A 24656-nucleotide genomic window follows, 5' to 3' on the forward strand; every position below is an offset into this window, starting at 1 on the left:
ACCTTTCTTGGTTGACCTGGGCGGGTGCCCAGACGTGGTGGGGAGTGACGGTTCAGTTGGAGAGCGAGCCCTGGGTGAGGCCCGCGACGATGTAGCGCTGCAGCATCGCGAAGATGACCAGCACGGGAAGGATGACCAGCACCGAGCCGGCCATCATGACGCCCCAGCCCTGCGGGCCCGACTCGTTGCTGGCGAGCAGGGTCAGGCCGACCGGCAGGGTCATCTTGTTGGGGTCGGTGGTGATGATCAGCGGCCAGATGTACTCGTTCCATTCGCTGACGATCGTGACCAGCGCGACCGTGGCGATGCTGGGGCCCGAGACGGGCACGACGATGCGCCACAGGCGGCGCCAGTGACCGGCGCCGTCGACCTCGGCCGCCTCGAGCATGCTGGCCGGCAGCGTCTTGAAGTGCTGGCGCAGCAGGAACGTGCCGAAGGCGGTGCCCAGCCCGGGCAGCAGGATGCCCCAGTAGGTGTTCTCGCCACCCATCGAGGCGATCAGCACGTAGTTCGGCAGGATCGACACCTGGCTGGGCACCATCAGCGCCACCAGCACCATCACGAAGATGACGTTCTTGAACGGGAACCGCACGAACACCAGCGCGTAGGCGGTGAGCAGGGCCAGCACCACCTTGATGGACGATCCGACCGTGGTCAGCATCACCGAGTTCAGGAAGATGCGGCCGAAGGGCACGTTGCGCATCGCCTCGGAGTAGTTGCTGAACTTCCACGACTGCGGCAACAGGGTCGGGTGCAGGGTGACGATCTCGTGCACCGACTTGAAGCTCGACAGGATCATCCACAACAGCGGCAGGGCGACGATCACGGTGGCGACGGTCAGCGGCAGGGCGCCTCCCACCAGGGTGGAGACGAGGTTCTTGCGCGATGACCAGCCGGTGTTGCGCAGCCTGACCTCACCGGGAACAGACGTTCCGGGAGAGAGCGTTTCGGGCGTGGTGCTCATGCGTAGTGCACCTTCTTCTCGACCCAGGTGATCTGGATGATGGTCAGGGCCAGCAGGATCACGAACAGGATCACCGAGATCGCCGCCGAGTAGCCGGCGCGCTGGTAGGCGCCGAACGCCTGCAGGTAGGCCTCGTAGATGAGCACCCGGGTGCCGTCGGAGGTGGGCGTCATGATCTTGATCAGGTCGAAGGCCTGCAGCGAGTTCAGGATCGTGGTGATCGTCAGGAACAACGTCGTCGGGCCGAGCAGCGGCAGCACCATGTGACGGAAGCGCGCGAAGCCCGAGGCGCCGTCGATCGAGGCCGCCTCCATCACGTCCGACGGCATGGACTGCAGGCCGGCCAGGTAGACCACGGCGCAGTAGCCGAGGTTCTTCCACACGTAGACGATGATCACCATCGCCAGCGAGTAGCCCGGGTCGGTGAACCACGCGGGGCTGGAGTGCCCGAACTTGCGCAGCCAGAAGCTGAGGGCACCGTAGGTGGGGTCGAAGATGAACGACCAGACCAGGCCGACGCCGACACCCGAGAGCACGTAGGGGGCGAAGACGGTGGCGCGGGCGAAGGTTCGTCCGGGCACCTTGGTGTTCAACGCGAGCGCGACCAGCAGGCCCAGCACCATCGCCCCACCCACGGTGGCGACGGCGAAGATCGCCGTGGTGCGCAGCACGAGGGCGGCGTCGCCGCTGGTGAACCACTCCACGTAGTTGTCGAGACCGATCTTGGTGGCCGTGCGCGAGCCCAGGGTCCAGTTGAGCGTCGAGTACTGCAGGTTGACCAGCAGCGGACGGTAGGTGAAGGCCGCGATCAGCACCAGGTTCGGCAGCGCCATCAGCACGAAGATGAGGGCGTCGCGACGGTTGCGCGGGCTGGAGAAGTACGGCCGTTTGGCCACCTTGCCAGGTGGTGTGGTCGTGCTCGCCGGGTCAGCGACAGTCATGAATCGAGTTCCTTCTGGACCCGCCGGGGGAGGCGCGTCCTTCGTGAGTCCACCAATGAAACGAGCGGCGCGACAAGCCGAGGGAGGCGTCCGGGGCGAGGGTTCGCCAAGGATTCACGGAAGGGCGTTCCCGAGGCGGGAAAATGTCATGTCCGCGTCACCTGCTCGACAGCTTCTTTGCTGCCCACAGCCGAAGCTAGCGCCCTCGGGGGCTCACAACACGTAACCGGTTCGCGTTTCGTGGATCAGCCCCTCGGCCAGCAGCGACGCCAGGCAGCGCTGTGCCTGGGCGCGGTCGCGCGGCCAACCGGCGGTGAGTTCGTCCTCGGTGAGCGGACGAGGGGTCTCGCGCAGCGCGGCCATGATCACGCCGCGGCACTGCCTGTCGGTGCCTTGCCAGGCCTGACCCCGGCGCGGTTTTCCGGCGTGGGCGGGGCGACCGGCGGCGAGCCAGGCGCAGTGCGCTGGTGAGCCCTCGAGCTGGGAGACCGGGCATTGGTCGCAGTCGGGGGTGCGGGCGGTGCAGACGAGTGCGCCCAGTTCCATGGACGCGACCGCCCAGGTCGGCGCCGACCCCAGCGAGGCGGCCGCCTCGGCCCAGGCGGCGGCCTGGTCGCGCTCGGCCCGGGTGAGGTGATCGGCGGGGAACTCCTGACCGTTCTCGAGGCGGGTGAGCACGCGGCGCACATTGGTGTCGAGCACCACGGTGGTGTGGCCGAAGGCGAAGGCGCCCACGGCGGCGGCGGTGTACTCGCCGACTCCGGGAAGGGCGAGCAGGTCGTCCGCGTCGTGGGGGACGACGCCCCCGTGGCTCTCGGTGATGGCGACGGCCGCGGCGTGCAGGCGCAGGGCCCGGCGCGGGTAACCGAGGCGCCCCCAGGCGGCGACCGCGGCCGAACTCGGCTCGGCGGCGAGGTCGGCTGGTTCGGGCCAGCGCTCCATCCATGCCAACCAGACGGGCAGCACCCGCGCGACGGGGGTCTGCTGCAGCATCACCTCGCTGACCAGCACCCCCCACGGGGTGCGGTCGTCCGCGCGCCACGGCAGGTCGCGGCGGTGGGTGGCGTACCAGTCGAGCACGGTGCGCACCGTCGCGGCACGCCTGGTCTGATCGGTCACGTCGGGACTCTAGCGAGCCCGGCGTGTGCGGGCCCGCGCGGCGACCAACCTGCCTAGCATGCGGGCATGAACCCGTGGCTGCATCCGCAAGGGCCGGCGTCGCCGCTGACGTACTGGCTGAGGCGAGGGTTCGTGGTGGTGGTGCTGGTGGTGCTGGTGGCCGTCGCGGTGAAGGCCTTCGGGCGGGACGGGCAGTCGTCCGCGCCGATCAGTGCGGTGCAGTCGACGGCGGCCTCGGCGGCGGCCTCGGCGTCGGCTTCGACGGCGTCCTCACCCGCCACGTCGGCATCGTCCTCCTCGAGTGCATCCCCCTCGACGTCATCGGCGAGCCCGTCAGCCAAACCCACCCCCACACCTACCCCGACGCCGACTCCCACCCCGAAGCCCACGTGCACGGTCGCCGATCTTCGGCTCGACCTGCGCGGAGCCCGGCAGGTGCGGTCGGGTCGCACCACCAGCCTGTACGTGCGGGTCATCAACACCGCCGAGGCCGCCTGTGCGGTGCCGCTGGCGACGACCCCGCTGACCCTGGCGATCACCTCGGGCAGCGACAACATCTGGACGACCCAGCACTGCGCCGCTTGGGCTCCGCACGGAACGTTGCGGCTCAAGCCGGGCGAGGAGCGCGTGTTCCCGATCAACTGGACGACGCAGCGCTCACGCAGCGGGTGCGTGCTCGTCGACCAGCGGCTCGGTGGCGGCACCTACTGGGCGAAGGCGTCGCTCGGAAGCCAGAGCGCGAGCTTCCGCACGGTGCTGTACCTGGCGTGAGGGCCGGCTCACCGTCCCAGTTCGGTCAGCAGATCCTGTGACAACAGCGCCACGCTCGCAGACACACCAGCTGGGTCCCCGACCAACTCCTCGGCGGCACCAGCCATGCTGGACCCAAGGGCATCTGGTCCATCTCCGAAGAGCTGCCGTAGGTGGACGAGCGCCTCGCGGGTCACCGCTTCGCTCACGTGGGTGTGAAGGAGGCTCTCGAGCGACGCGGCCAACGTGGGCGTCTCGATGGCCTGAAGCAGTCGGTAGACGTCATGGGCGTCCTTGTTGTCTCGCCTCGATGGGGAATCGACTCGGTCGTGGAGCTTGTGCAGCTTGGCCACGAGCAGCGCGGCGGGACCGGCAACTGAGACCTCGAACGCCCGCCCGTCCCGACTGGGCTCGAGCGACCCGATGACCATCGGGGAGTTGTCAACCATTGACGCCTCGATGCCACGAGCCCTCCTCATCGACCTCCTGCTGTGCGGAGGTACGCGAACGCCTCGTCGTCCCGACCCGGCAAGAGCCTCAGGCACCATCAAGTCGACGGGTACTCCTCGAGGTGAGATCCATGACCCGACTGCGCTTCCCCGCGGATCCGGTGTGAACCCGGCGGCGGTCATGGCTCCCTCCATGAGGGGGTCGGAGCTCAGCAGACTGGGGTCCACGGCGATGTCGCCATCGGTTGTGAACTCGGCCAGGGCAATCTGGGTCGCGCCAGTGTGCAGGTAGACAGCCTGCGCCCCGATGACGACGAGTGCGCCGAGGTGTCTCTCCAGCGCTTCCAACGCGTCGAGCAGGCCCATCCTCGCGAGCGTGACTGCGTCAGTCACGGCGCCACTGCGCTTCGTGGGTCTGCAGCCACTGGATCAGGTGGTCGCCTTCCGCGGGCTGCCTGCCCGGGCCGTTGAGCAGGTCGGCTGCCACTTGGGGCGGCGCCGCAACCGTATGGCCCGCCTGAGATCGAACGGTGTTGACGAACGGCACGTCGTCAGTCGAGCTCGGCTCCAGAAGGATCACGTTGGGCGCCGCGGAGTTGGCGCGCAGACCCCAGTGCTCGGCGGCCTGCTCGATCGATGCGACGTAAACCTGGGCAACCTTGGCCGGGGCGTAGGTGACCCACTCCTGTGCAGCCATCGAGCCTGTGAGGGCAAGGGCGAACGGTGGGTCGTCCGCCAGTTTTCGGAGGAAGGTTTCGACGCCCCGAGGCTCGATGAACGACATGGCGCGGCTCGTCACGTGGAAGGGCGCGTCGTTGCTCCACTCACGGAGCAGCCGCTCCCAGTCGGTGACGCGATAGCGCGTGGAGTCCTTGGTGACGAGGTCCTCCCGTGACAAGTGCTCGAGGACTCGGTAGGTGCCGCCGGTGGAGGCGCCCGAGGCGGTGACCAGCTCGCGCACACTCCAGTCGCGACGGTAGTCCAGCAGTGCGCGAGTGACTCGCGCTGCTGGCTGTCCCTTCAGCGTTCCGAGTGGGCGACCCCTGCGCCAGGGATCGCGATCCTCGCCCCGGTCCGACATGAACATGGCGGGTTCATCGATGGCAATGCGGATGTTGCCGGTGGCATCCACGTACGAGACTCCTCGCTCGGCCAGTGCCTCGCGAACTGATGCGTTCAGATACCTGGCGGCGACGGCCGGAACGTCGGTGGGGTTCAGTGCGCTGGTTCGGGACGGGTCCGCGATCTGGCCAACGTCACGTCGGTCCAGAGACTGCTTGATCTCGAACACCAGGCGAGCCCTACGCCCATCCGGGGCTTCGATGGTGAGTGTCAGGTTCGGGAGAGCCGATGCTCGGGCTGGTTCGAGGGTCTCCACGGTCTTCCACGTCTGCGGAAGACGGGAGCGGACGGAGGCAATGGCTGTTCGTGCGATCTCGGCGGCTGTCGGTGCCTCCCTGCTTGTCACGACGGGGCTCCTTGTCACGACTGGGTCTGTTCTCGAATCCAAACCTGTTCCGCCGGCGACGGAATGAGTGAATTACCAGAACAGCTTAGCAGGGTGTTCGCACAACGCGCCCTCTCCGTCGGCAGCGGAGCCAAGTGCTTTTCAGAACAGGGCTGGGTGGGCTCAGCTGCGACGGACGTCCTGCAGGGCGCCTTCGGCCATGCGCAGCAGTCCCTCGCGAATCAGGCGGGCGCGCTGCTCGCCGATGCCGTCGACCTCGAGCAGTTCGGGAATCGTCGCCCCGATCAGGGCCTGCAGTGAGCCGAAATGGTCGATCACCCGGTTGACCAGCACCTGCGGCAGGCGAGGGATCGCCGACAACTGCCGGTAGCCGCGCGGGGTGATCGGGCTGTCCAACTGTTCCGAGGTGAAGCCGAACACCCGGGCCACCTCGATCACGTCGAAGAGACCGTCGGTGTGCAGACCGCTGAGGCCCGCCCAGCCGAAGGGGGCATCGGACTCCTGCGGGCGGTAGTCCTCGGCGAGGGCGTCGGCCAGGTCGTCGAGACCCTGGTTTTGCTCCCGCAGTTGCAGTTCCAGCAGTCGTCCCTCAATGCCCAAGGCGGTGACATAGCCGGACAGTTCGGTGGCAAGCCGGCGCAGCATCGCCAGCCGCTGGGCGACGAGGGTGACGTCGCGCACCGTCACCTCGTCGGCGACCTCGAGCGACGTCAGCTGGGTGGTGAGCTGGTTGAGGCGCTGGCGGTACGAGGCATGGGCAGACAGCGCCTGGTTGGCGCGGCTGATGATCTGCTCGGGCTTCTCGACGGCGTGGCGCTCGCCCTCGAGGAACAGGGCGATGGTCGACATCGACGCCGACACGGTGACCACGGGCACCCCAGTCTGCTGGGCCATGCGGTCGGCCGACCGGTGCCGGGTGCCGGTCTCGGGCGTGGGCAGCGAGCCGTCGGGCACGAAATGCACCCCCGCCCGCACGATGCGGTCGAGGTCGGTCGACATGATGATGCCGCCGTCGAGCTTCGACAGTTCGCGCAGCGCCTGCGGGGTGAACTCGACGTCGATGTCGAACCCGCCCGAGGAGGCGTTCAGCACCGCCTTGGAGTTGCCGAGCACGATCAGGGCTCCGGTGCGTCCGTGTAGGATCCGCTCCAACCCGTCGCGCAGTGAGGTGCCGGGGGCGAGCAGGGCCTGGTACTTGCGCAGGCGGGAGTCGTCAGCCACGGCCACCACTGTAGTCGGACGACTCCTGCCGGCCTCGGCGCAGGTCGAGCACCCCGAGAGCGTCGGCGAGGGTGGCGCACTCCACCACCTTCAGCCCGTGCATGCGCGGAACCCTCTGGCTGGAGTCGCGCGAATTGGCCGGGACGATCGCCAGCTCGAACCCCAACCGGGCGGCCTCGCCGACGCGCCGCTCGAGCCCCGGAACCCGGCGCAGGTCGCCCGCCAGCCCGATCTCGCCGAGCGCCACCACCCGCTGGGGGAAGTTCCGGTCGACGGCCGCCGACGCCACCGCGATCGCGACCGCCAGGTCGACCGACGGGTCGCCCACCCGGGCCCCGCCGACGGTCGAGACGTAGACGTCGTGCTGGGCCAGCGGCACCCGGGCCTTGCGTTCCAGCACCGCGAGAATCATCGCGACCCGCGACGAGTCGATGCCCGAGGTCGTCCGCCGTGGAGAGGTCTGGTAGGGCGACGGCGCTACCAGGGCCTGCACCTCGGCGAGCAGGGGGCGTCGTCCCTCCATGGTGACCGTCACGCAAGTGCCGGGCACGGGTTCGCTGTGGTGACTGGTGAACAGCCCCGACGGGTCGGAGACCTCGGTGATGCCGCCCTCGTTCATCTCGAAGCAGCCGACCTCGTCGGCGGGCCCGAAGCGGTTCTTGGTGGCGCGCACCATGCGGAAGCCGGAGTGGCGGTCGCCCTCGAAGGCCAGCACGACGTCGACCAGGTGTTCCAGCAGGCGCGGACCTGCGATGGCGCCGTCCTTGGTGACGTGCCCGATGATCACCACGGCCATGCCGCGGCGTTTGGCCACCCGCACGAGTGCGCCCGTGACCTCGCGCACCTGGGTGACTCCGCCGGGGGAGCCGTCGGCCTCGGCGGTGCCGATGGTCTGCACCGAGTCGATCACCAGCAGGCTGGGGGAGACTTCCTCGACGTGCCCCAGCACCGTGCCCAGGTCGGTCTCGGCGGCCAGGTACAGATCGTCGGCGAGGGCGTCGGTGCGGGAGGCGCGCAGGCGCACCTGGGCGGCGGATTCCTCGCCGGTGACGTACAGGGTCGGACGACCGGCCCCCTCACCCTTGGCCTGAACACCGCGCGCCCACCGCGCTGCGACCTCGAGCAGCAGCGTCGACTTGCCGACCCCCGGCTCGCCGGCGAGCAGCACCACCACGCCGGGCACGAGGCCGCCGCCGAGCACGCGGTCGAGCTCACCGATGCCGGTCAGCGAGCGGTTGGCCTGGCCCTCGGGAATCTGCGAGATCGGCACCGCCTTCGTGGCGGGCACGCTGCTGGCGACCTGCTGCAGCTTCGGTGCGCCGCGTTCGGCGACCGAGCCCCACGTCTGACACTCGCCGCAGCGCCCGACCCAGCGCACGGTCGTCCAGCCGCACTCGGTGCACTGGTACGCGTCCTGGGTCTTCGCCTTCGCCATGCGCCCGACTGTAGGGGAGGCCTCCGACAAAACCCGCCGACGCCGGGATCAGATGCGGACGGTGCCCTTGCCGGGAACCTCGAAGTTGACCGCCTGGATGCCGGGCTGGCCGTTCTCCGAGAGGAAGGTGAGGGCAACCCCGTCGAGGTCGTCCCCGATCTCTTCGCCGACCCACTCGTCGACGCGATCCTTCGAGCCAGCCAGGTCGAGACCCAGCAGGGTGATGTCGCCCTGCAGTGCGCTCGGACGAACGTCTTCACCCGACTCCCACTTCAGGAAGTACGGCAACTGCGGGTCGGCCATCAGCCCCTTGATGCCGATCTGCTGCCACTCCAGCAGCCGACCGTCGGGGAAGTGGCGCGAACCGGGAACAGCCTTGCGATCCAGGCGCTGCTCGTAGGGGGCGAGGTCGTCAACACTGATGACCCACCCGAGCCAGCCGCCGCCCATCTCGGAGCGGGCGCGCACGGCCTGACCGAAGACGGCCTTCTCGGCGGCGGGGTGGTCGAGCACCTCCACCACCTCGAGGTAGCGGCCGCCCGTGAGCGGCAGGATGTTGTTGCGGGTGCCGAAGCGGGGGTGGAAGCCACCGTCCTTGAACTTCTCACCCAGAAGGTCGCTGAGCTGCTCGACACGGGCCTGCAGGCCCTCCGGTCCGCAGGCAAAGATCAAGTGGTCGACATGCATGTGTTCATCATGGCCCGATGCTGTGACAATCACGAAACTGAGCGGGGGCCGAGTACCGTGGTTGCGGTGAATGACACCCCAGTCAGTCCAGATCCGAGCGCGTCGAGGGTGGTGCTGTCGACCACCTCGGTCTATCCCGACGGTGTGCAGGCGGGCTTCGAAGTGGGGGCCGCCCTCGGTTTCGACGGCATCGAGTTGATGGTCGGCATCGACCCCCTCGCGGCCGACCTCGACGCTGTCGAACGGCTACGCGACACCCACCAGTTGCCGGTCACGTCGGTGCACGCTCCCTGCCTGCTCGTCACCCAGAAGACCTGGGGACGAGACCCCTGGACCAAGCTCGAACGCTCCGGAGAGGCCGCGGCCCGCCTGGGTGCCGGCACCGTGGTGGTGCACCCGCCCTTCCGGTGGCAGAAGGCGTACGGCAGGGGATTCGTCCGCGGTATCGAGCGGTTGAACCACGCGTTCCCCACCGTCACGTTCGCGGTCGAGAACATGTACCCGTGGCGGTCGTTCGCGCGTCCGTTCAAGGCGTACCTGCCGGCCTACGACCCCTCGGAACTGCCCTACGACCACCTGGTGCTCGACTGCTCGCACGCGTCGACGGCCCAGCAGAAGTCGCGCGAACTCGCGGCCGCCTGGGGCGACCGGCTGCACCACCTGCACCTCACCGACGGCGACGGCTCGATCAAGGACGACCACCTGTTCCCCGGCGAGGGCGACCAGGAGGCACTCGATCTCTTGGGCGACCTGCGCGAGCGCGGGTTCACCGGCGACGTCGTGCTCGAGGTGAACTCGCGACGGTCCGGGGGGCGTGCCGGACGAGAGGCCCGCCTCGGCGACTCGCTGATCGCGGTGCGGGAGCGGTTGGGGCAGCCGATCTCGACGACCACGAGCGACGAGACCAGGCATGCGCACGAGGAGGAGCTGACCGCCCCGCACGACCTCGTCGACGGCGATCTGCCCTTCACCGACGGCCCTCATTTCGAGGTGCGCAGGCGGGGTTCCCAGCGGGTTCGCAGCGGCTCCGGCAACGTGCAAGACTGACGACGAGAACCGGCTGACAAGGGTGACGCCGGTCGCGGAGGGAATGCGATGCTGCGACGAAGCCTGCTGCGGGTGGCCAACGATCCTCGCGTGAGGTCGCGTGTCGAGGCCGCCCCCGGAACCGACGAACTGGTGTCACGGTTCGTGGCGGGTGAGAACGCGGTGCAGGCCGTGGCGGTCGCGGACGATCTCGTGGGCAAGGGGCTCGTGGTCACCTTCGACCACCTGGGCGAGAACGCCACCTCGGAGCAGGCGGCCCAGGAGTGCAGCGACGGCTACCTCGAACTGCTGCGGGCGGTGGCCGATCGTCCGTGGGCAGGCTCGGTCGACGTCTCGGTGAAGCTGTCGGCGATGGGGCTGCTGCTGGGGCGTGCGGGCGAGGGACTCGCGCACGACTTCACGCGACGCATCTGCGAGGCGGCGACGGCGATCGGGGCCACGGTCACCATCGACATGGAGGACCACACCACCACCGACGCCACGCTGGCGATCGTGGAGCGGTTGCGCGCGGACTTCCCCTCGACGGGCGCGGTCATCCAGGCCTACCTGCGGCGCACTGAGTCGGACGCGCGCGAACTGGCGACGGCCGGGTCGCGGGTGCGGCTGTGCAAGGGGGCGTACTCGGAGCCGGCCGGGGTCGCGTGGCAGGGGCGCCACGAGATCGATCGGGCCTACGTGCGGGCGCTGCGCGTGCTCATGGAGGGTGACGGACACCCGATGGTGGCGACCCATGATCCGCGGCTGATCGAGATCGCGGCTGCTTTGGCCAAGAAAGTGGGGAGGACGCCGGACTCGTTCGAGTTCCAGATGCTGCACGGCGTTCGTCCGCTCGAACAGCGCCGGTTGGTCGACATCGGCAACCAGTGCCGCATCTACCTGCCCTACGGCACCGACTGGTACGGCTACTTCACGCGGCGGGTGGCCGAGAAGCCGGCGACGGCCTCGTTGTTCGCGCGCCAACTCGTCGGACGACGCTGACGGCCATGTCGGACAAACCCGGTGGTCGAGTGGCGGCGGGGAATGAGCCGCGTGTCGAGATCACCCCGGCCCTGCGTCGCACTCTTCACTGGGAGACGGCGCTGCTGCTGGCCATCTCGCTGGGGCAGTCGGCGATCTATTCGGTGCTCAGCATCATCGAGCGGCTGACTCGGGCCGTCCCGCTCTCGCAGCAGACCTCGACGCTGAACACGTCGGCGACCCCGGATCGTCCGTGGCTCGACCTGAGCTACCAGGTGGCGGGGGTGGTGTTCGGCGTGGTGCCGGCGGTGCTCGCGGTGTACCTGCTGGGCAGCCGGTTCGTCCCGGTCGGTGGGGTGCGCAAGGCGCTGGGAGTGCGGCCTCGTCGGGTCGGGTTCGACGTCGCGTGGGGGTTCATCATTGCTGCCGGCATCGGCATTCCCGGGCTGGGGCTGTACCTCGGCGCGCGGGCGATGGGGGTGAACACCAATGTCGCGGCCGCGAATCTGCAGGAGAACTGGTGGACGATCCCGGTGCTGGTGGCGTCCGCGGCCATGAACGGCATTCTCGAAGAGGTCGTGATGATCGGCTACCTGTTCACGCGCTGGCTGCAGGCCGGGTGGCGGACGTGGGTCGTGGTGGCGGTGTCGGCGCTGGTCAGGGGCTCGTACCACCTGTACCAGGGGTTCGGCGGCTTCGTCGGCAACCTGATCATGGGTGCCCTGTTCGGGCTGTTCTTCCTGAAGGTCAAGCGGGTGTGGCCGCTGGTGATCGCGCACACGCTGCTCGACATCGTGTCGTTCGTGGGGTACTCGCTGTTGGCGGGGAAGGTCAGCTGGCTCTGAGGGCCGCCTCGACCTTGGCGAGCACCGTGGGGTCGAGGACGACGATCCGGGCTTCGTCCACCTGGCCCGGGGTCGCGCGCAGGGTCTCGACCGCCGTGGCGATCGCGTCGTCCATGGGCCACCCGTAGACACCGGCGCTGACCAGGGGGAACGCGATGGTGGCGGCGCCGAGTTCGTCGGCGACCTCGAGGCAGCGGCGGTAGCACGAGACGAGCAGAGAGCGGTCGGTCTGGCCGGCGCGGTGGTTGGGGCCGACGGTGTGGATCACCCAGCGGGCTGGCAGGTTGCCGCCGGTGGTCCAGCCCGCGTCGCCGGTGGCGAGACCGTGCGGGAAGCGTCGGATGCAGTCCTCGAGGATGGCAGGTCCGCCGGCTCGGTGGATGGCGCCGTCGACGCCTCCGCCGCCGCGCATGGCGTTGTTGGCGGCGTTGACGATGGCATCGACGCGCTGGGTGGTGATGTCGCCGAGGGCGGCGGTGACCTGGGTCATGGGGTCAGTGTTGCGAAGAAGTCGGCCAGGTGATGGGAGCCGAAGGGCTCGCCGGTGGCCTGCTGGGTGAGGCCGTCGGAGAAGAACTCGGCGAGATCACGCTGGCGGCGGCCGATGCGTGAAGCCACGGCCACTCCGGCGGCCATCAGGGTTCGCGGGAGGACGACGAGCCGTGGCTGTTTGCCCACAGCTGTGCCCGCCAGGGTGGCGATGTCGCGATAGCTCAGGGTGTCGGGTCCACCCACGTCCCAGGAGCCGGAAGGTTCGTCCAGCTTGGTGAGGCAGAAGTCGGCCAGATCGGCGCCATGGATGGGCTGCACCTTCACGTCGGGATCAGGTGGGAGCACGGCCAGCCCGCGGCGGGCCATCTCGAGGTACTCGCTGACGTCGGAGAAGTAGCCGGAGGGGTTGATGAGGTGGTGGCGCAGGGACGACTGCTCGAGCGCGGCGCAGAAGGCGGCTTTCGACCGCAAGATCATGGAGCGGCCAGACCAGACGTGCATCACGTTCACGTAGAGGAAGGATTCGACCCCGGAGCGGCGCGCGTCCTCGAGAACGCGGAGGTTGGCGAGGAAGTCGACGGTCCAAGGGTCAGCCTTCTGGCGAGTGACACCCAGGGCCGAGACCACCCGTTGCACGCCGTCGCAGAGCCCGTCGGCGGCGCCGGGTTCGGTGAGGGGCCGTTCGATCCACTCGGCGATGCTTCCCGCCAGGCTCGGTGCTCCGTGGGCCCCGGGTTGTTCGGCCCTTGCGCGGGACCGGACCACGGCGCGGACTGAGTGGCCGGCGTTGGCGAGGGCCGTGGCGATGTGGCGCCCGGCATAGCCGGTGGCGCCGATGACGAGCACGTCGGGGGCCATGATGGCACCTCCATTGGTGGGTGTCCCACGCGAGTGGGCTAGGCGGTTTCCACGCTAGCTCGACCTCGGCGCGGCCGCCGACCCACCACCCCCACCCACCCCCTGAAACCCGCAGGCCCTCCCCACACCCCCTCGGTAGGATCACCCCATGCGAGTCGGAGTTTTCGGAGCCACCGGTCAGGTCGGCGGAGTCATGCGCACCCTGCTGTTGGAGCGCCAGTTCCCGATGGATGAGGTGCGCTTCTTCGCCTCCGCCCGTTCGGCCGGCACCGTGATCGGTTTCGGCGACAAGCAGGTGACCGTCGAGGACGCCGCCACCGCCGACTTCTCCGGTCTCGACATCGCGCTGTTCTCCGCGGGCAAGGGCACCTCGCTCGAGCTGGCACCCAAGGTGGCCGCCGCCGGCGCCGTGGTGGTCGACAACTCGTCCGCGTGGCGCATGGACCCGGACGTGCCGCTGGTCGTCAGTGAGGTCAACCCCGACGACATCGCGAACCGCCCCAAGGGCATCATCGCCAACCCGAACTGCACCACCATGGCCGCGATGCCGGTGCTTCGTCCGCTGCACGACAAGGCCGGACTCACCCGCCTGATCGTCGCCACCTACCAGGCGGTCTCCGGCTCCGGACTCAAGGGTGTCGAAGCCCTCGCCGGCCAGCTCGCGAACACCCCCAACCCCGAGCGCCTCGCGCACGACGGCTCGGTGTTCGCCGATGGTGACACCGCCCCCTACGCCAAGCCGATCGCCCACAACGTCGTCCCGCTCGCGGGCGCCCTCGTCGACGACGGATCCGAGGAGACCGACGAGGAGCAGAAGCTCCGCAACGAGTCGCGCAAGATCCTGCACATCCCCGGCCTGGCCGTCGCTGGCACCTGCGTGCGCGTGCCCGTCTTCTCGGGCCACAGCCTCGCGATCCACGCCGAGTTCGAGCGCCCCATCACCCCGGACGAGGCCCGTGCCCTGCTCGCCGACGCCCCCGGAGTGGAGCTCGCCGACATTCCCACCCCGCGCCAGGCCGCCGGTGCCGACCCGAGCTTCGTGGGCCGCATCCGCGTCGACCAGTCCGTGCCTGACGGCAAGGGTCTGGTGCTGTTCGTCTCGAACGACAACCTGCGCAAGGGCGCCGCCCTGAACGCCATCCAGATCGCAGAGTTGGTGGCGCGCCAGTGAGCGAGCCCAAGGGGGGCCGCCCGACGCGCCTGGCCATCCTGGGCGTCGGGGTGATGGGCGAGACCATCCTCTCGGGCCTGATCGATGCCGGTTGGGACCGCTCGTCCATCATCGGCACCGACCGCCGCGCCGCCCGGCGCGCGGAACTCTCCCGCACCTACGGCATCGAGTGCCTCGAGAACGCCGAGGCGGTGACCGGCGCCGACACGGTCGTCCTCGTGGTGAAGCCGCAGGACCTGCCCGACCTGCTGGCCGAGATTCGTCCGAACCTGGCCCCCGACGCGCTCGTCGTGTCGCTCGCGGCGGGCGTCACCACCGACCTCATCGAGTCGAAGCTGCCCGCCGGATCACCGGTGGTGCGGGTCATGCCCAACACCCCGGCGATGGTGGGCGAGGGCATGGCGGCGGTCTCCGGCGGCTCGCACGCCACCCCCGACCAGGTCGCCCGCGTCGTCGACCTCATGCAGGCCGTCGGCAAGGCGATCGTCGTGCCCGAGAAGTACCAGGACGCCGTCACGGCCATCTCGGGCTCCGGCCCCGCCTACCTGTTCTTCGTGGTCGAGTCGATGATCGAGGCCGGCGTGCACCTGGGGCTGCCGCGCGACGTCTCGACCGAGCTGGTCGTGCAGACGATGCTCGGCTCGGCGACCCTGCTGCGCGATTCCGGCACCCATCCGACGGTGCTGCGCGAGCAGGTCACCTCACCGGGAGGGACGACCGCTGCCGCGATCCGCGAACTCGAGGATCACAAGGTGCGGGCCGCCTTCATCACCGCCATGGAGGCCGCCCGCGACCGCTCCCGCAGCCTCGCGGAGAACCTGCGCACCCAGAGCTGAACCGTCAGTCGGCCCGCACCGCCCGGGCGGTCGCCGGCGGGGTCAGCCAGCCGGCGACACCCAGCAGCAGCGGCACCCCCACCACCAGGGGCACCAGGTACTGCCACGGGATCGACAGCAGCACATAACCGCGCGTGCCGAGAATCACCAGCACCACCGGCACCACCCCGACGAGCAACCCCGCCGCCACCCCGACGGCGGTCGTCACGGCCGCCGAGGTCGCGGTGACCTGCCGCAGCGTCCACGAGCTCGCCCCGACGACGGCCAGCACCGACGACGAGTGGCGGGCGTCCCGCAACGCCAGACTGGTCGCGATCACCGACACCACCACCAAGAGGCTGCCCAATACGAGCGCGAACCAGCGGGTGATCGGGGCATAGCTGTCGACGGGGCCCGTGTCCCACCGCGCCCTGGTCTCGCCGGCCCCGTACTCGAGCACGACCTGTTCCAGGGTGTGCTGCTGCTCGAGTGTGGGGCGACGCCCGTAGTCAAGCCACGTTTCGGTGAGGGTCAGCGGGGCCTTCACCCCATGCCTGGCCACGAATCCTGGCCCAATGATCGCCGGCATGGTGGGCTCACCATAGGGCAGCGCGGCCACCGTGATCGGCTGCTCGCTCCCGATCTCGACCTGGTTGTGGTGAATGAAGGCTGAGGGGACCAAGGCCCCACCCTCGTCCAGCACGGCGCGCTGCTGGGGTGTCGCGGGGGAGCCGGTCAGGAACTCGACGAGTGAACCGTCGTCCACGACCACCGGCACGCTGGCGCCGCAGCGTCCATCGCCCGTGCAGGTGGCCGACACGTAGAGGGCTGGGAAGACGTAGGGAGCCTCGCCCTGGGCCGGAACCGTCAGCGTGCGCACCTGCCGGGGCTCGCCGAGCACCCCGCGAATCCGGGTCACCACCTGGTTGTCGATCGAGGCGTTGCGGCTCGGTCCGCCGGTGACGATCACGAACCCGGAGGGTTCGGTCTGGGTCCAGTCGGCCACCGAGGTGCGCCCCACCGAGGCGTTCGCCACCAGCGCCGTACCCGCCAACGCCGTCACGGCCATGGTTGCCGTCACCACCGCGCTGGCCCGCGCGCGATTGCGCGACCAGTCACGACTGGCCAGCCGCACCGCGACCGGGCCTCGTCCGAGCGACCCCGACAACCGCTCGAGCACCCAGCCCATCGAGAACAGCGCCCCGAAGAACAACAGCACCACGGCTCCGACCGCCGGAATGATGCCGTTCTCGACCTTGCGAATCCCGTTCGCTTGAGGGGACGCCGCGATGGCGCCGACCACGCCGACCGCCAACCCCAGCACGGCCAGGGCCAGCCCGACCCATGGGCGACGCGCAGGCGCCTGCGCCGTCTCGGACGAGCGGATGGCCCCGACCACCTCTTGCAGGGCCACCCGGCGCGCGGGCAGCCACGCGGCGACGACGGCGGCGACGACGCCCACCGCGGTGATGGCCACCAGGGTTCCCACCGGCACCGACAGGGGTGCGGGGTAGAAGGTGTCGTGAGCCTTGGACCACCACTGCACGCCGACACCGGCCAGGGCTCCGACCACCGTGCCGGTCGCGCAGGCGACCAGACCGATCGTCAGACCTTGTCGCACCGAGATGGCGCGCAACGTTGCCGCCCTGGCCCCGGTGGCGGCGAGCAGGGCCAGCGACCGGGCCTGCTGCCGAAAACCGATGGCGAACGCAGCCGCGGCCACGGTGCCGGTGACCAGCAACACGAGCACGGTGCCGGCGGTGTACATGGCGGCCATCAGCACATTGTCGGGCGACCCGGACGGGTTGTTGCGCTGCTCGTCGATGACGGCGCTGCGCGAGAGCACGCCCACGCCCTGGTGGTTCAGGTCGGCGACCTGCTGCGCCGTCGGCACCCGGTCGAGCAGCACCTGCTGCACCGCCGCGCCGGCGGCCAACGGGTGCTCGGGGCCGACCGCGAACCAGGCGGGAGGCCCGAAGTCGTCCGCAGTCGCCGACCGCAGCCGACCCGAGATCAGGTAGTCGTGACCGTCGAGGTGCACCGTGTCGCCGGGCGCCAGCGAGAGCCGCCGCATGCCCTCGCCGGTGACCAACACCTGGCCGGCTCCGGGCAGCGCGCGGGGCTCGACGTCGTGGCGGATGGACTCCTCGGCCGCGGTCACGTCCTGCACCAACACCGGCGACGCCAGCGTGGCCCCCCGCCAGGTCAGGGTCGCCTCCCGGGTCGCCACGGTGCGAGGCTTGCTGCCGGTAACAGTGACCGCATCGAGCGGTGTGGGCGTGAAGTCAGGCTGACCCGCCGGCGACTCGGTGCTGCCGGGTTCACCCGGGCAGGTGGCGATCGCGAGATCGGGCTGGGTGCAGACACCGTCGGCCCCCGCGAGCGGGGTGAGTACGGCCGGGGCCTCACCCATCAAGCCCGAGGCGATGGCGACCGCGTCGTCCTGCGGGGCGCTCGAAGTGGCGGTGGCCAGCCCGCCCAGCGCGGCCAGCGGCACGGCGAGCAGCAGGGCGATGAGCAGGGTGCGCCCGCGATGACGGCGCAGTTCCCGGGTGGCGAGTCGGGTGGCGAGCGAGGCCATCTCAGGCCCCCCTCGACGGATCCGGCAGATCGCGGTCTGACACCCGCCGAGGAGCCGCGGGGTTGCTGCGGCGCAGCAGGGACGAGGCGTCGTCCGCCGTGGTCTCGTCGACCAGTCGCCCGTCGCGCAGGAAGACGACCCGATCGGCCCAGCCGGCGTGACGGGCCTCGTGCGTGACCATCACGACGGCCACCCCCTCGTCGGCCAGCGAGCGCAGCAGCGCCATGATCTCGTCGCCGGTGCTGGTGTCGAGGGCGCCGGTGGGTTCGTCCGCCAACACGATGCGGCGGTCGCCGACGATGGCCCGGGCGATGGCGACCCGCTGACGCTGCCCGCCCGAGACCTGGTCGAGGAAGCGGCCGCTGAGTTCGGTGAGACCGACCCGGTCGAGGGCCCGGGCGGCCTGGGCGGCGGCGTCCTTGGGGCCGACACCGTCGAGCTCGAGCGGCAGCGCGATGTTCTCGAGCACCGTCAGGGTGGGCACGAGATTGAAGTCCTGGAAGACGAAGCCCAGCTGACGGCGGCGAATGCGGGCCAGCTCGTCGCGGGATCGTCCCTGCAGGGTCACCCCGGTGACGGCGATCGTGCCCCCGGTGGGTCGGTCGAGGCCGCCGGCCAGCCCGAGCAGAGTCGACTTGCCCGAGCCGGAGGGTCCCATCACGGCGACGAACTCCCCGGCCCGCACGGTGAGGTTGAGTCGATCGAGCGCCACCACCGCGGTCGGGCCCTGTCCGTAGCTGCGGGTGACCTCGGTCAGTTCCAGCACGGCGCTCATCGGTGCGCCCGCTCACGTGCCGGGGTGGTCTCGTCCGCAGGAGCGGGTGCGGGAGTGCGATGCGCCGCACGAAGCACGGCCGCCTCGCAGTGGTCGAGCCACCGCACCTCGGCCTCGGTGGTGTGGATCAGGCTCTCGATCACCAGCTGCCAGGCGAGGTCGTCGGGGTCGGCGGCGCGGCGTGCGCGGGTGTAGTCCTGCAGGGTGGCGATGGTGGCCCGGCGCTGGATCTGGATCAGCGCCGTCAGGTCGACCCCGGGCAGCGACACCGCGATCGCGAGTTTCATCGCCAGCTCGTTGCGGGGAGGGTTGTTCAGCACCACGGGTGAGGCGAACCAGTCGTGCACCTCGGTTCGTCCGGCCTCGGTGATCGAGTGGACGACGCGACCCTCGGAGTCTTCGTCGCCGCGGACGACCAACCCGTCGCGCTCGAGGCGCTCGAGCGTGGTGTACACCTGCCCGATGTTCAGAGGCCACGAGTGACCGGTGCGCCGGTCGAACTCACTCTTCAACTCATAGCCGTGGCGCGGGCGCTCGCCGAGCAGGGCGAGCAGGGACTGGCGGATCGACATGACACTCCTTGGATGCATTACGAGTATGCATGAGCTTTGCATACGCGTTATGCATGGTCAAGGAAGTCGAGGGAAAGTGCGCGTGTCGCCGTTCGGTCTCAGCGACCCAGCTGCCGCCGACGCTGACGGCGCCGGGCCCGCAGTTCGCGGCGGCGCTCCTTGTGGTGCTCCCGGTTGATCTGATCCTGCTCGGTGTCGGTGGCATTGCGAATCACCATCAGCACCACCACGGGGATGGCGAACGCCAGCGCGACCCAGGCCGGCCAGAAGTACACCCAGTGGCCGTTGCCCAACATGACGAACAGCCAGATGACGACGTTGATGCCGACCAGACCCGCGCCCACACCACGGACGATCGAGACGGCCTTGTCGAGACCGCGTCGTCCACCCGTGGCGGCCGGCATCGGCGTCGGGGTGGGCGCACCCACCTGAGGGTGCGGGGTGAGCATCGTCAGGTCGCCGATCACCGGAACCAACTCCCCGAAGGTGGCCACCTCGGAGGCCCGGTCGAGCCGCTCCGAGTACTCGGTGTGGTTCAGCTGCCCGTCGGTGTAGGCGCTGGCCAGCACCTCGCGGGCCACGTCACGGTCGCGATCGGCCAGGCGCATCTGCGGCGCCTGGCGTGGATCGATCCGGAACTGTTGCCAGACGGGGTGATGGGGCAGGTCGGGAAGGCTCACGGGGTTCAGTCTGCCCCACCCGAGGTCGCCGGTCACCGTGCGAACTGCGCGCCCGAATCGGGGTTCGTGGCCCAGGTGGGCTGTGAACCCCGGTTCGGATGCGCATTCTGCACACTTCGCCAGCGCCACCGCCCGCAGCCCCGTCGGCCGCGGGGGTGGATTTCGCGCTCACGGTCGCACCCCAGTAGAGTGAGGGGTCTGCTCCGGGTCGTGTCCCGGTGTGTCCGGGTCCGAGGCTCACGCCAGGGTCCGCCCCTTACATTCACTGTGAAAGGCCTGACGTGGGTTCTGTCATCAAGAAGCGTCGCAAGCGCATGGCGAAGAAGAAGCACCGCAAGCTGCTGAAGAAGACGCGCATCCAGCGTCGTCGCGCCGGCAAGTGACCGCCCTGTGAGCTGGTGGCGTCGACTGCTCGGCGCCAGCACCTCGCACCCCAAGACCCCCGCACCCAGCGAGGACCCTCACGGGACCTGTGACCTGAGTGCGGGCCTTGGCGTTCCCGAAACCGACCCCGTCCCGTCGCCCGAGTACTCCGAGCACTCAGAGACGCCCGCGCTGCCCGCCTTCGTCCGCGACGTCACCGCCGCCCATCGGGTGGTGCTGCTGACCCGCGAGGGCTGCCACCTGTGTGACGATGCCGAGACCGTCGTCCAGCAGGTGGTCGCCGGCCGCGGCCTCACCCACGCCCGGGTGATGATCGACGACGACCCGGCCACCCGTGAGCGCTTCACCACCGACATTCCCGTCGTGATCGTCGACGGCCGGGTCATCGCCCGCTGGCGGGTGACGACCGACGACGTCACGACGGCGCTCGACCAGCAGTGCCCGACCGCGGCAGTGAAGGAGCAGCAGTGAACCTGTTGACGTTGTCGATCTCGCATCGCACGGCGCCCATCACCACCGTCGAACGGGTCGCCCTCGACTCCCGCGCCGCCGATGTCGTGCAGGCCCGACTGCTCACACATCCCGAGATCAGCGAGGCGCTGGTGCTCTCGACCTGCAACCGCACCGAGGTGCACCTGATCTCGGAGCGTTTCCACGCCGGTCTCGAGGCCATTGCCGACGCCCTGGGGTCGCAGACCGGCCTCGACCGCGCCGATCTCTCCGAGATCTGCGACGTCGCCTGGGACGAGGCCGCCGTGCACCACGTCTTCGCCCTCGTCTCGGGTCTGGAGTCGCTGGTCGTCGGCGAGAACCAGGTGCTGGGCCAGGTGCGTGAGGCGCTGCGCCGCGGCCAGCGCCGCCACGCCGTCGGCCCCGAACTCAACGGCCTCTTCCAGAACGCGTTGCGGGTGGGCAAGCGGGTGCAGTCCGAGACCGCCATCGGCCACGCCGGACGATCGATGTTCACCGCGGCCCTCGACCTCGCCCGCGAGCGCGGGGTCGACCTCAGCGGACGACGCACCGTGGTCGTCGGCGCCGGCCAGATGGCCGGTCTGGCCGCCCGCGGCATGCACGCGCTGGGAGCCGACCTGGTCTGCGTGAACCGCACCCGCAGCCGAGCCGACCGCCTCGCCGCCGACGTGAACGGACGAGCCGCCGACCTCGCCGACCTGCCCTCGCTGTTGGGCTGGGCCGAGGTCGTGATCACCTGCACCGGCGCCGCCCAGGGGCTGATCGACCCCGCCGTCGTCCGCGACCTCGACCGGCGACCCGAGGTGATCATCGACCTCGCGATGCCCGCCGACGTCGACCCGGCCGTGGGGGAGTGGGTGACCATGATCAACATCGCCGAACTGGCCTCCGCCGCCGAGTCGGACCACGCCCATGACGCCGAGATCGCCGCCGCCCGCGCGCTGGTCGCCGACGGGGTGGCCGACCAGGTGCGCGCCGACCGCTCCAAGGCCGTCACCCCCGCGGTGATCGCGCTGCGGGCCATGGCCGACCAGGTGGTCGAGGCCGAGCGCGACCGACTCGTCCGCCGTGGTCAGCACGCCTCGAACGAGAACGCGTTCACCCCGGCCCAGCTCGACGAGATCACCCAGGCCCTGCAGCGGGTCGCCGAGAAGCTGGTGCACGCCCCGTCGGTGGAGGCACGCCAGTTGGCCGGTTCGGACGACGCCACCGACTACGCCGAGATGTTGCGCCGCCTGTTCCGGCTCGACCTGGACGAGGTCGCCCCGCCCGCGCTGTCGACTCAGGAGCACTGCGACACCCGCGCCGCCCTGGCGGTCACCTCGCCGCGCCTGCCCGGACAGCCCGACCCCGACCGAGCAAACCAGCCCGACCAGAGCAGTGTGGGGACGCCGTGACTACGTTCACCCTCGGAGCCCGCCGGTCTCCGCTGGCCGTCGTGCAGGCCGAGTACGTGGCCGACCTGCTGCGCGCCGCCGGGCACACCGTCGACGTCGTCGGCATCACCTCGGAGGGCGACACCGACCGCCGGGCCCTCACCGAGATCGGCGGCACCGGCGTCTTCGCCGCGGCCGTCCGCGCACGCCTGCTCGACGGCTCCATCGACCTGGCCGTGCACTCCCTGAAGGACCTTCCGGTCGCCCCGCAGCCCGGCCTGGTGGTGGCCGCCATTCCCGCCCGCGAGCGGGTGAACGACGTGCTGGTGGGTCGTCCGATCGACGAGTGGACCAACGACACGGTCGTCGGCACCGGCTCGCCCAGGCGGCAGGCGCAACTGGCCGCCCTCGCCGCCGTCCGCGGGCTCACGCCCCAGTTCGTGTCGGTGCGCGGCAATGTCGACACCCGGCTGAACCTGGTCGCCGATCGTGACGCCAGCCTGGGCGGCGTCGACGCCACCCTTCTCGCGCGCGCCGGGCTGGCGCGGCTCGGCAAGGTGCCCGCCGAGGGTCACCTGCCCGCCACCATCGCGACAACCGCCGGCCCCGACGTGCCCCTGCGCGAACTCACCCTCGACGAGGTGCTGCCCGCGCCGGGTCAGGGCGCGCTCGCGGTCGAGTGCCGCGAGTCCGCCACCACCGTGCTGGCAGCGCTCAGCGCGTTGGACGACGCCCCCACCCGCGCTGCCGTGACCGCCGAACGGGCGTTCCTGGCCACCCTCGAGGCCGGCTGCCTCGCCCCGGTCGGCGCCTGGGCCCGCAGTGAGCAGGGCCTGTTGACGCTCGACGTGGCCGTCGCCGACGCGTCGGGGGCGCTCGTCCGCGATCGGGAAACCGGTGACGACCCCGCGTTGGTGGGCAGCCGATTGGCCGAACGCGTGTTGGCGCGGTTGGATGGGAAGCAACAACCTCGGAGGTGAGCTGATGGGCACGCATCGTGGCCGCATCGCCTTCGTCGGAGCCGGGCCCGGGGTGCCCTCGCTCTTGACGCTGGCCGCCGTTGACATGCTCGAGAGCGCCGACAAGATCGTGCTCACGCACGAGGAGCAGCGCGGACTGCTGACCGCCCTCGACCTGCACGGGTCCGTCGAACAGGTCGCCGAAGGCGAGAGCCTGCTGACCCACCTGCTGGACGACGCTCTGGTGGCGGTGCTCGTCGACGGCGACCCGTTGATGGACGCCCGCGCCACCCGCATCGCCCGCGAATGCAGCCAGGCCGGCTACGACATCGACGTGGTGCCCGGCATTCCGCGCAAGACGTCGATGCCCGAGTTCGCCGGCGTCTCGCTCTCCGACGGTCAGGTGCAGTTGATCACCCTGCACGACGACGTGGACGAGCACTCGCACTGGGCGCCCTCGGGCACCCTCGTGGTGATCGGCGCCGCCGCCCAGATGCCCGAGGTGCAGCGCATCGCCCTCGCCTCCGAGCGGGCGGCCGACGAGCCGGCCCTGGTGACGGTGCGGGCCGGGTCGACCTCGCAGCGGAGCCGCTCAACCACGGTGGGCCGCATCGCCGAGACCGTCGCCGGCATGAAGGTGGCCGCCACCACCACCGTGGTGGTCGTCATCGGTCGGCAGGCCGGCGAGCTCGAGCGCGCCCAGCTCGACTGGTTCGAGACCAAGCCGTTGTTCGGATGGAAGGTGCTGGTGCCGCGCACGCAGGACCAGGCGGGCCCGCTGGTGCGCCGGCTGGCCACCTTCGGCGCCGACACCCAGCTGGTGCCCACCATCGCCGTCGAGGAACCCCGCACGCCGCAGCAGATGGACAGGGCGGTGCAGGGCATCGTCGAGGGCCGCTACCAGTGGGTCGCGTTCACCTCGGCCAATGCGGTGCGGGCGCTCCGCGAGAAGGCGACCGCCTGGGGGCTCGACGCCCGCGTCTTCTCGGGGTTGCGGCTGGCCGCCGTCGGCCCCGCCACCGCCGAGGCCCTGCTCGACTGGGGTCTGCGCGTCGACCTGATGCCCACCGACGACCAGTCGGCCGCAGGGCTGGCGGCCGAGTTCCCGGCCTTCGACGAGCTGTTCGACCCGATCAACCGCGTGCTGGTGCCCAAGGCCGACATCGCCACCGACGCCCTCGCCCACGGTCTGGCCGACCTCGGCTGGGAGGTCGAGGACGTGATCGCCTACCGCACCGTGCGGGCCGCCCCTCCGCCGCTGGAGACCCGCGAGATGATCAAGACCGGCCAGTTCGACGCCGTGGTGTTCACCTCGAGCTCGACCGTGCGCAACCTCGTCGGCATCGCGGGCAAGCCGCACAACGCCAGCGTGATCGCCGCGATCGGCCCCCAGACCGCCCGCACCTGCCGCGAGCACGGGCTGCGGGTCGACGTGCAGGCCGAGCATCCCAGTGCGCTGGAGCTCGCCGATGCCCTGGCCCGCTTCGCCGAGGAACGCCGCGACGAGTTGGCCGCGAAGGGCAAGCCCAACGTTCGTCCCTCACTGAAACCCCGGCGCGGTCGCCAACCCGCCGCGCTCAAGCGGTTGCGGGAGTCCCAGGAGGACACCTGATCCCCCCAATCGTCCCGCTTGTCGTCC

General features: G+C 70.3%; 25 protein-coding genes. 11 read left to right on the forward strand and 14 right to left on the reverse strand.

Going from position 1 to position 24656, the window contains the following annotated elements; all coding sequences use genetic code 11:
* Positions 1-52: 52 nt before the first annotated feature.
* The 3 genes from ACSDQ9_RS05010 to ACSDQ9_RS05020 form a co-directional block, all read right to left on the reverse strand.
* Entirely contained in the window at positions 53-964 is a 912-nt protein-coding gene (locus tag ACSDQ9_RS05010) for a carbohydrate ABC transporter permease (protein WP_435144394.1), read from the reverse strand.
* A complete protein-coding gene (locus ACSDQ9_RS05015) occupies positions 961-1905 on the reverse strand; it encodes a carbohydrate ABC transporter permease (RefSeq protein WP_435144397.1) in 945 nt (314 codons plus the stop codon). The genes ACSDQ9_RS05010 and ACSDQ9_RS05015 overlap by 4 nt, the downstream gene beginning before the upstream one ends.
* A gap of 213 nt (positions 1906-2118) precedes the next feature.
* Positions 2119-3024 carry an A/G-specific adenine glycosylase gene (locus ACSDQ9_RS05020; RefSeq protein WP_435144399.1) on the reverse strand — a complete coding sequence of 302 codons (906 nt, stop codon included), beginning with the start codon at positions 3022-3024 and terminating at the stop codon, positions 2119-2121.
* Between the two features lie 66 nt (positions 3025-3090).
* Here ACSDQ9_RS05020 and ACSDQ9_RS05025 point away from each other — a divergent pair, with 66 nt between their 5' ends.
* Entirely contained in the window at positions 3091-3795 is a 705-nt protein-coding gene (locus ACSDQ9_RS05025) for a hypothetical protein (protein ID WP_435144401.1), read from the forward strand.
* Positions 3796-3803: 8 nt separating this feature from the next.
* On the opposite strand, the gene ACSDQ9_RS05030 is transcribed toward ACSDQ9_RS05025, so the two are convergent.
* From ACSDQ9_RS05030 to ACSDQ9_RS05050, 5 genes are all read right to left on the reverse strand, one after another.
* A complete protein-coding gene (locus tag ACSDQ9_RS05030) occupies positions 3804-4616 on the reverse strand; it encodes a GSU2403 family nucleotidyltransferase fold protein (RefSeq protein ID WP_435144404.1) in 813 nt (270 codons plus the stop codon).
* Positions 4609-5514 (reverse strand): hypothetical protein, encoded by a 906-nt coding sequence (locus tag ACSDQ9_RS05035; RefSeq protein WP_435144407.1) that lies wholly within the window; start codon positions 5512-5514, stop codon positions 4609-4611. The genes ACSDQ9_RS05030 and ACSDQ9_RS05035 overlap by 8 nt, the downstream gene beginning before the upstream one ends.
* 339 nt (positions 5515-5853) lie before the next feature.
* Positions 5854-6918, reverse strand: coding sequence for a DNA integrity scanning diadenylate cyclase DisA (disA, locus tag ACSDQ9_RS05040; RefSeq protein WP_435144410.1), 1065 nt, complete (start codon positions 6916-6918; stop codon positions 5854-5856).
* Positions 6905-8347, reverse strand: coding sequence for a DNA repair protein RadA (gene radA, locus ACSDQ9_RS05045; RefSeq protein ID WP_435144413.1), 1443 nt, complete (start codon positions 8345-8347; stop codon positions 6905-6907). The genes disA and radA overlap by 14 nt, the downstream gene beginning before the upstream one ends.
* A 48-nt stretch (positions 8348-8395) precedes the next feature.
* The gene (locus ACSDQ9_RS05050) at positions 8396-9034 is read right to left on the reverse strand and encodes a VOC family protein (protein ID WP_435144416.1); all 639 of its coding nucleotides are present in this window, start codon (positions 9032-9034) and stop codon (positions 8396-8398) included.
* A 66-nt stretch (positions 9035-9100) separates the two neighbouring features.
* On the opposite strand from ACSDQ9_RS05050, the gene ACSDQ9_RS05055 reads away from it, so the two are divergent.
* From ACSDQ9_RS05055 to ACSDQ9_RS05065, 3 genes are all read left to right on the forward strand, one after another.
* Positions 9101-10081, forward strand: a complete 981-nt coding sequence (locus tag ACSDQ9_RS05055; protein ID WP_435144419.1) for a sugar phosphate isomerase/epimerase family protein — start codon at positions 9101-9103, stop codon at positions 10079-10081.
* A 90-nt stretch (positions 10082-10171) separates the two neighbouring features.
* A complete protein-coding gene (locus ACSDQ9_RS05060; RefSeq protein ID WP_435144421.1) occupies positions 10172-11059 on the forward strand; it encodes a proline dehydrogenase family protein in 888 nt (295 codons plus the stop codon).
* A gap of 5 nt (positions 11060-11064) precedes the next feature.
* Positions 11065-11883, forward strand: a complete 819-nt coding sequence (locus ACSDQ9_RS05065; RefSeq protein WP_435144424.1) for a CPBP family intramembrane glutamic endopeptidase — start codon at positions 11065-11067, stop codon at positions 11881-11883.
* Here ACSDQ9_RS05065 and ACSDQ9_RS05070 read toward each other — a convergent pair.
* Both ACSDQ9_RS05070 and ACSDQ9_RS05075 read right to left on the reverse strand, forming a co-directional pair.
* Complete coding sequence (locus ACSDQ9_RS05070) at positions 11870-12373, reverse strand: O-acetyl-ADP-ribose deacetylase (protein WP_435144426.1); 504 nt, start codon at positions 12371-12373, stop codon at positions 11870-11872. The two genes, ACSDQ9_RS05065 and ACSDQ9_RS05070, sit on opposite strands and share 14 nt — an antisense overlap.
* Entirely contained in the window at positions 12370-13233 is an 864-nt protein-coding gene (locus ACSDQ9_RS05075) for an SDR family oxidoreductase (protein ID WP_435144429.1), read from the reverse strand. The genes ACSDQ9_RS05070 and ACSDQ9_RS05075 overlap by 4 nt, the downstream gene beginning before the upstream one ends.
* Before the next feature lie 148 nt (positions 13234-13381).
* On the opposite strand from ACSDQ9_RS05075, the gene ACSDQ9_RS05080 reads away from it, so the two are divergent.
* Both ACSDQ9_RS05080 and proC read left to right on the forward strand, forming a co-directional pair.
* Positions 13382-14404 (forward strand): aspartate-semialdehyde dehydrogenase, encoded by a 1023-nt coding sequence (locus tag ACSDQ9_RS05080; RefSeq protein ID WP_435144431.1) that lies wholly within the window; start codon positions 13382-13384, stop codon positions 14402-14404.
* A complete protein-coding gene (gene proC / locus ACSDQ9_RS05085; RefSeq protein WP_435144433.1) occupies positions 14401-15240 on the forward strand; it encodes a pyrroline-5-carboxylate reductase in 840 nt (279 codons plus the stop codon). Before ACSDQ9_RS05080 ends, proC begins: the two co-directional genes overlap by 4 nt.
* 4 nt (positions 15241-15244) lie before the next feature.
* On the opposite strand, the gene ACSDQ9_RS05090 is transcribed toward proC, so the two are convergent.
* The 4 genes from ACSDQ9_RS05090 to ACSDQ9_RS05105 form a co-directional block, all read right to left on the reverse strand.
* Entirely contained in the window at positions 15245-17800 is a 2556-nt protein-coding gene (locus ACSDQ9_RS05090) for an FtsX-like permease family protein (protein WP_435144436.1), read from the reverse strand.
* 1 nt (position 17801) lies between these two features.
* Positions 17802-18575: an ABC transporter ATP-binding protein gene (locus ACSDQ9_RS05095; protein WP_435144439.1), complete on the reverse strand. Its 774-nt coding sequence runs from the start codon at positions 18573-18575 to the stop codon at positions 17802-17804.
* Positions 18572-19147 carry a PadR family transcriptional regulator gene (locus ACSDQ9_RS05100; protein ID WP_435144442.1) on the reverse strand — a complete coding sequence of 192 codons (576 nt, stop codon included), beginning with the start codon at positions 19145-19147 and terminating at the stop codon, positions 18572-18574. Before ACSDQ9_RS05100 ends, ACSDQ9_RS05095 begins: the two co-directional genes overlap by 4 nt.
* A 98-nt stretch (positions 19148-19245) precedes the next feature.
* Positions 19246-19827 (reverse strand): DUF1707 SHOCT-like domain-containing protein, encoded by a 582-nt coding sequence (locus tag ACSDQ9_RS05105; protein ID WP_435144444.1) that lies wholly within the window; start codon positions 19825-19827, stop codon positions 19246-19248.
* 281 nt (positions 19828-20108) lie between these two features.
* Here ACSDQ9_RS05105 and ACSDQ9_RS05110 point away from each other — a divergent pair, with 281 nt between their 5' ends.
* From ACSDQ9_RS05110 to ACSDQ9_RS05130, 5 genes are read left to right on the forward strand one after another with little or no spacing between them, the layout of a single operon-like run.
* Positions 20109-20210 carry a 30S ribosomal protein bS22 gene (locus ACSDQ9_RS05110; protein ID WP_002550589.1) on the forward strand — a complete coding sequence of 34 codons (102 nt, stop codon included), beginning with the start codon at positions 20109-20111 and terminating at the stop codon, positions 20208-20210.
* Between the two features lie 7 nt (positions 20211-20217).
* Positions 20218-20682: a glutaredoxin family protein gene (locus ACSDQ9_RS05115; RefSeq protein ID WP_435144449.1), complete on the forward strand. Its 465-nt coding sequence runs from the start codon at positions 20218-20220 to the stop codon at positions 20680-20682.
* Positions 20679-22079, forward strand: a complete 1401-nt coding sequence (gene hemA / locus ACSDQ9_RS05120; protein ID WP_435144451.1) for a glutamyl-tRNA reductase — start codon at positions 20679-20681, stop codon at positions 22077-22079. Before ACSDQ9_RS05115 ends, hemA begins: the two co-directional genes overlap by 4 nt.
* On the forward strand, positions 22076-23038 hold the full coding sequence (hemC, locus tag ACSDQ9_RS05125; RefSeq protein WP_435144454.1) for a hydroxymethylbilane synthase: 963 nt from the start codon (positions 22076-22078) through the stop codon (positions 23036-23038). Before hemA ends, hemC begins: the two co-directional genes overlap by 4 nt.
* Positions 23039-23042: 4 nt before the next feature.
* Positions 23043-24629, forward strand: coding sequence for a uroporphyrinogen-III synthase (locus ACSDQ9_RS05130; RefSeq protein ID WP_435144457.1), 1587 nt, complete (start codon positions 23043-23045; stop codon positions 24627-24629).
* Positions 24630-24656: the final 27 nt, after the last annotated feature.

Source organism: Aestuariimicrobium soli (assembly GCF_051192575.1).
In the GTDB taxonomy this organism is placed as follows: domain Bacteria; phylum Actinomycetota; class Actinomycetes; order Propionibacteriales; family Propionibacteriaceae; genus Aestuariimicrobium; species Aestuariimicrobium soli.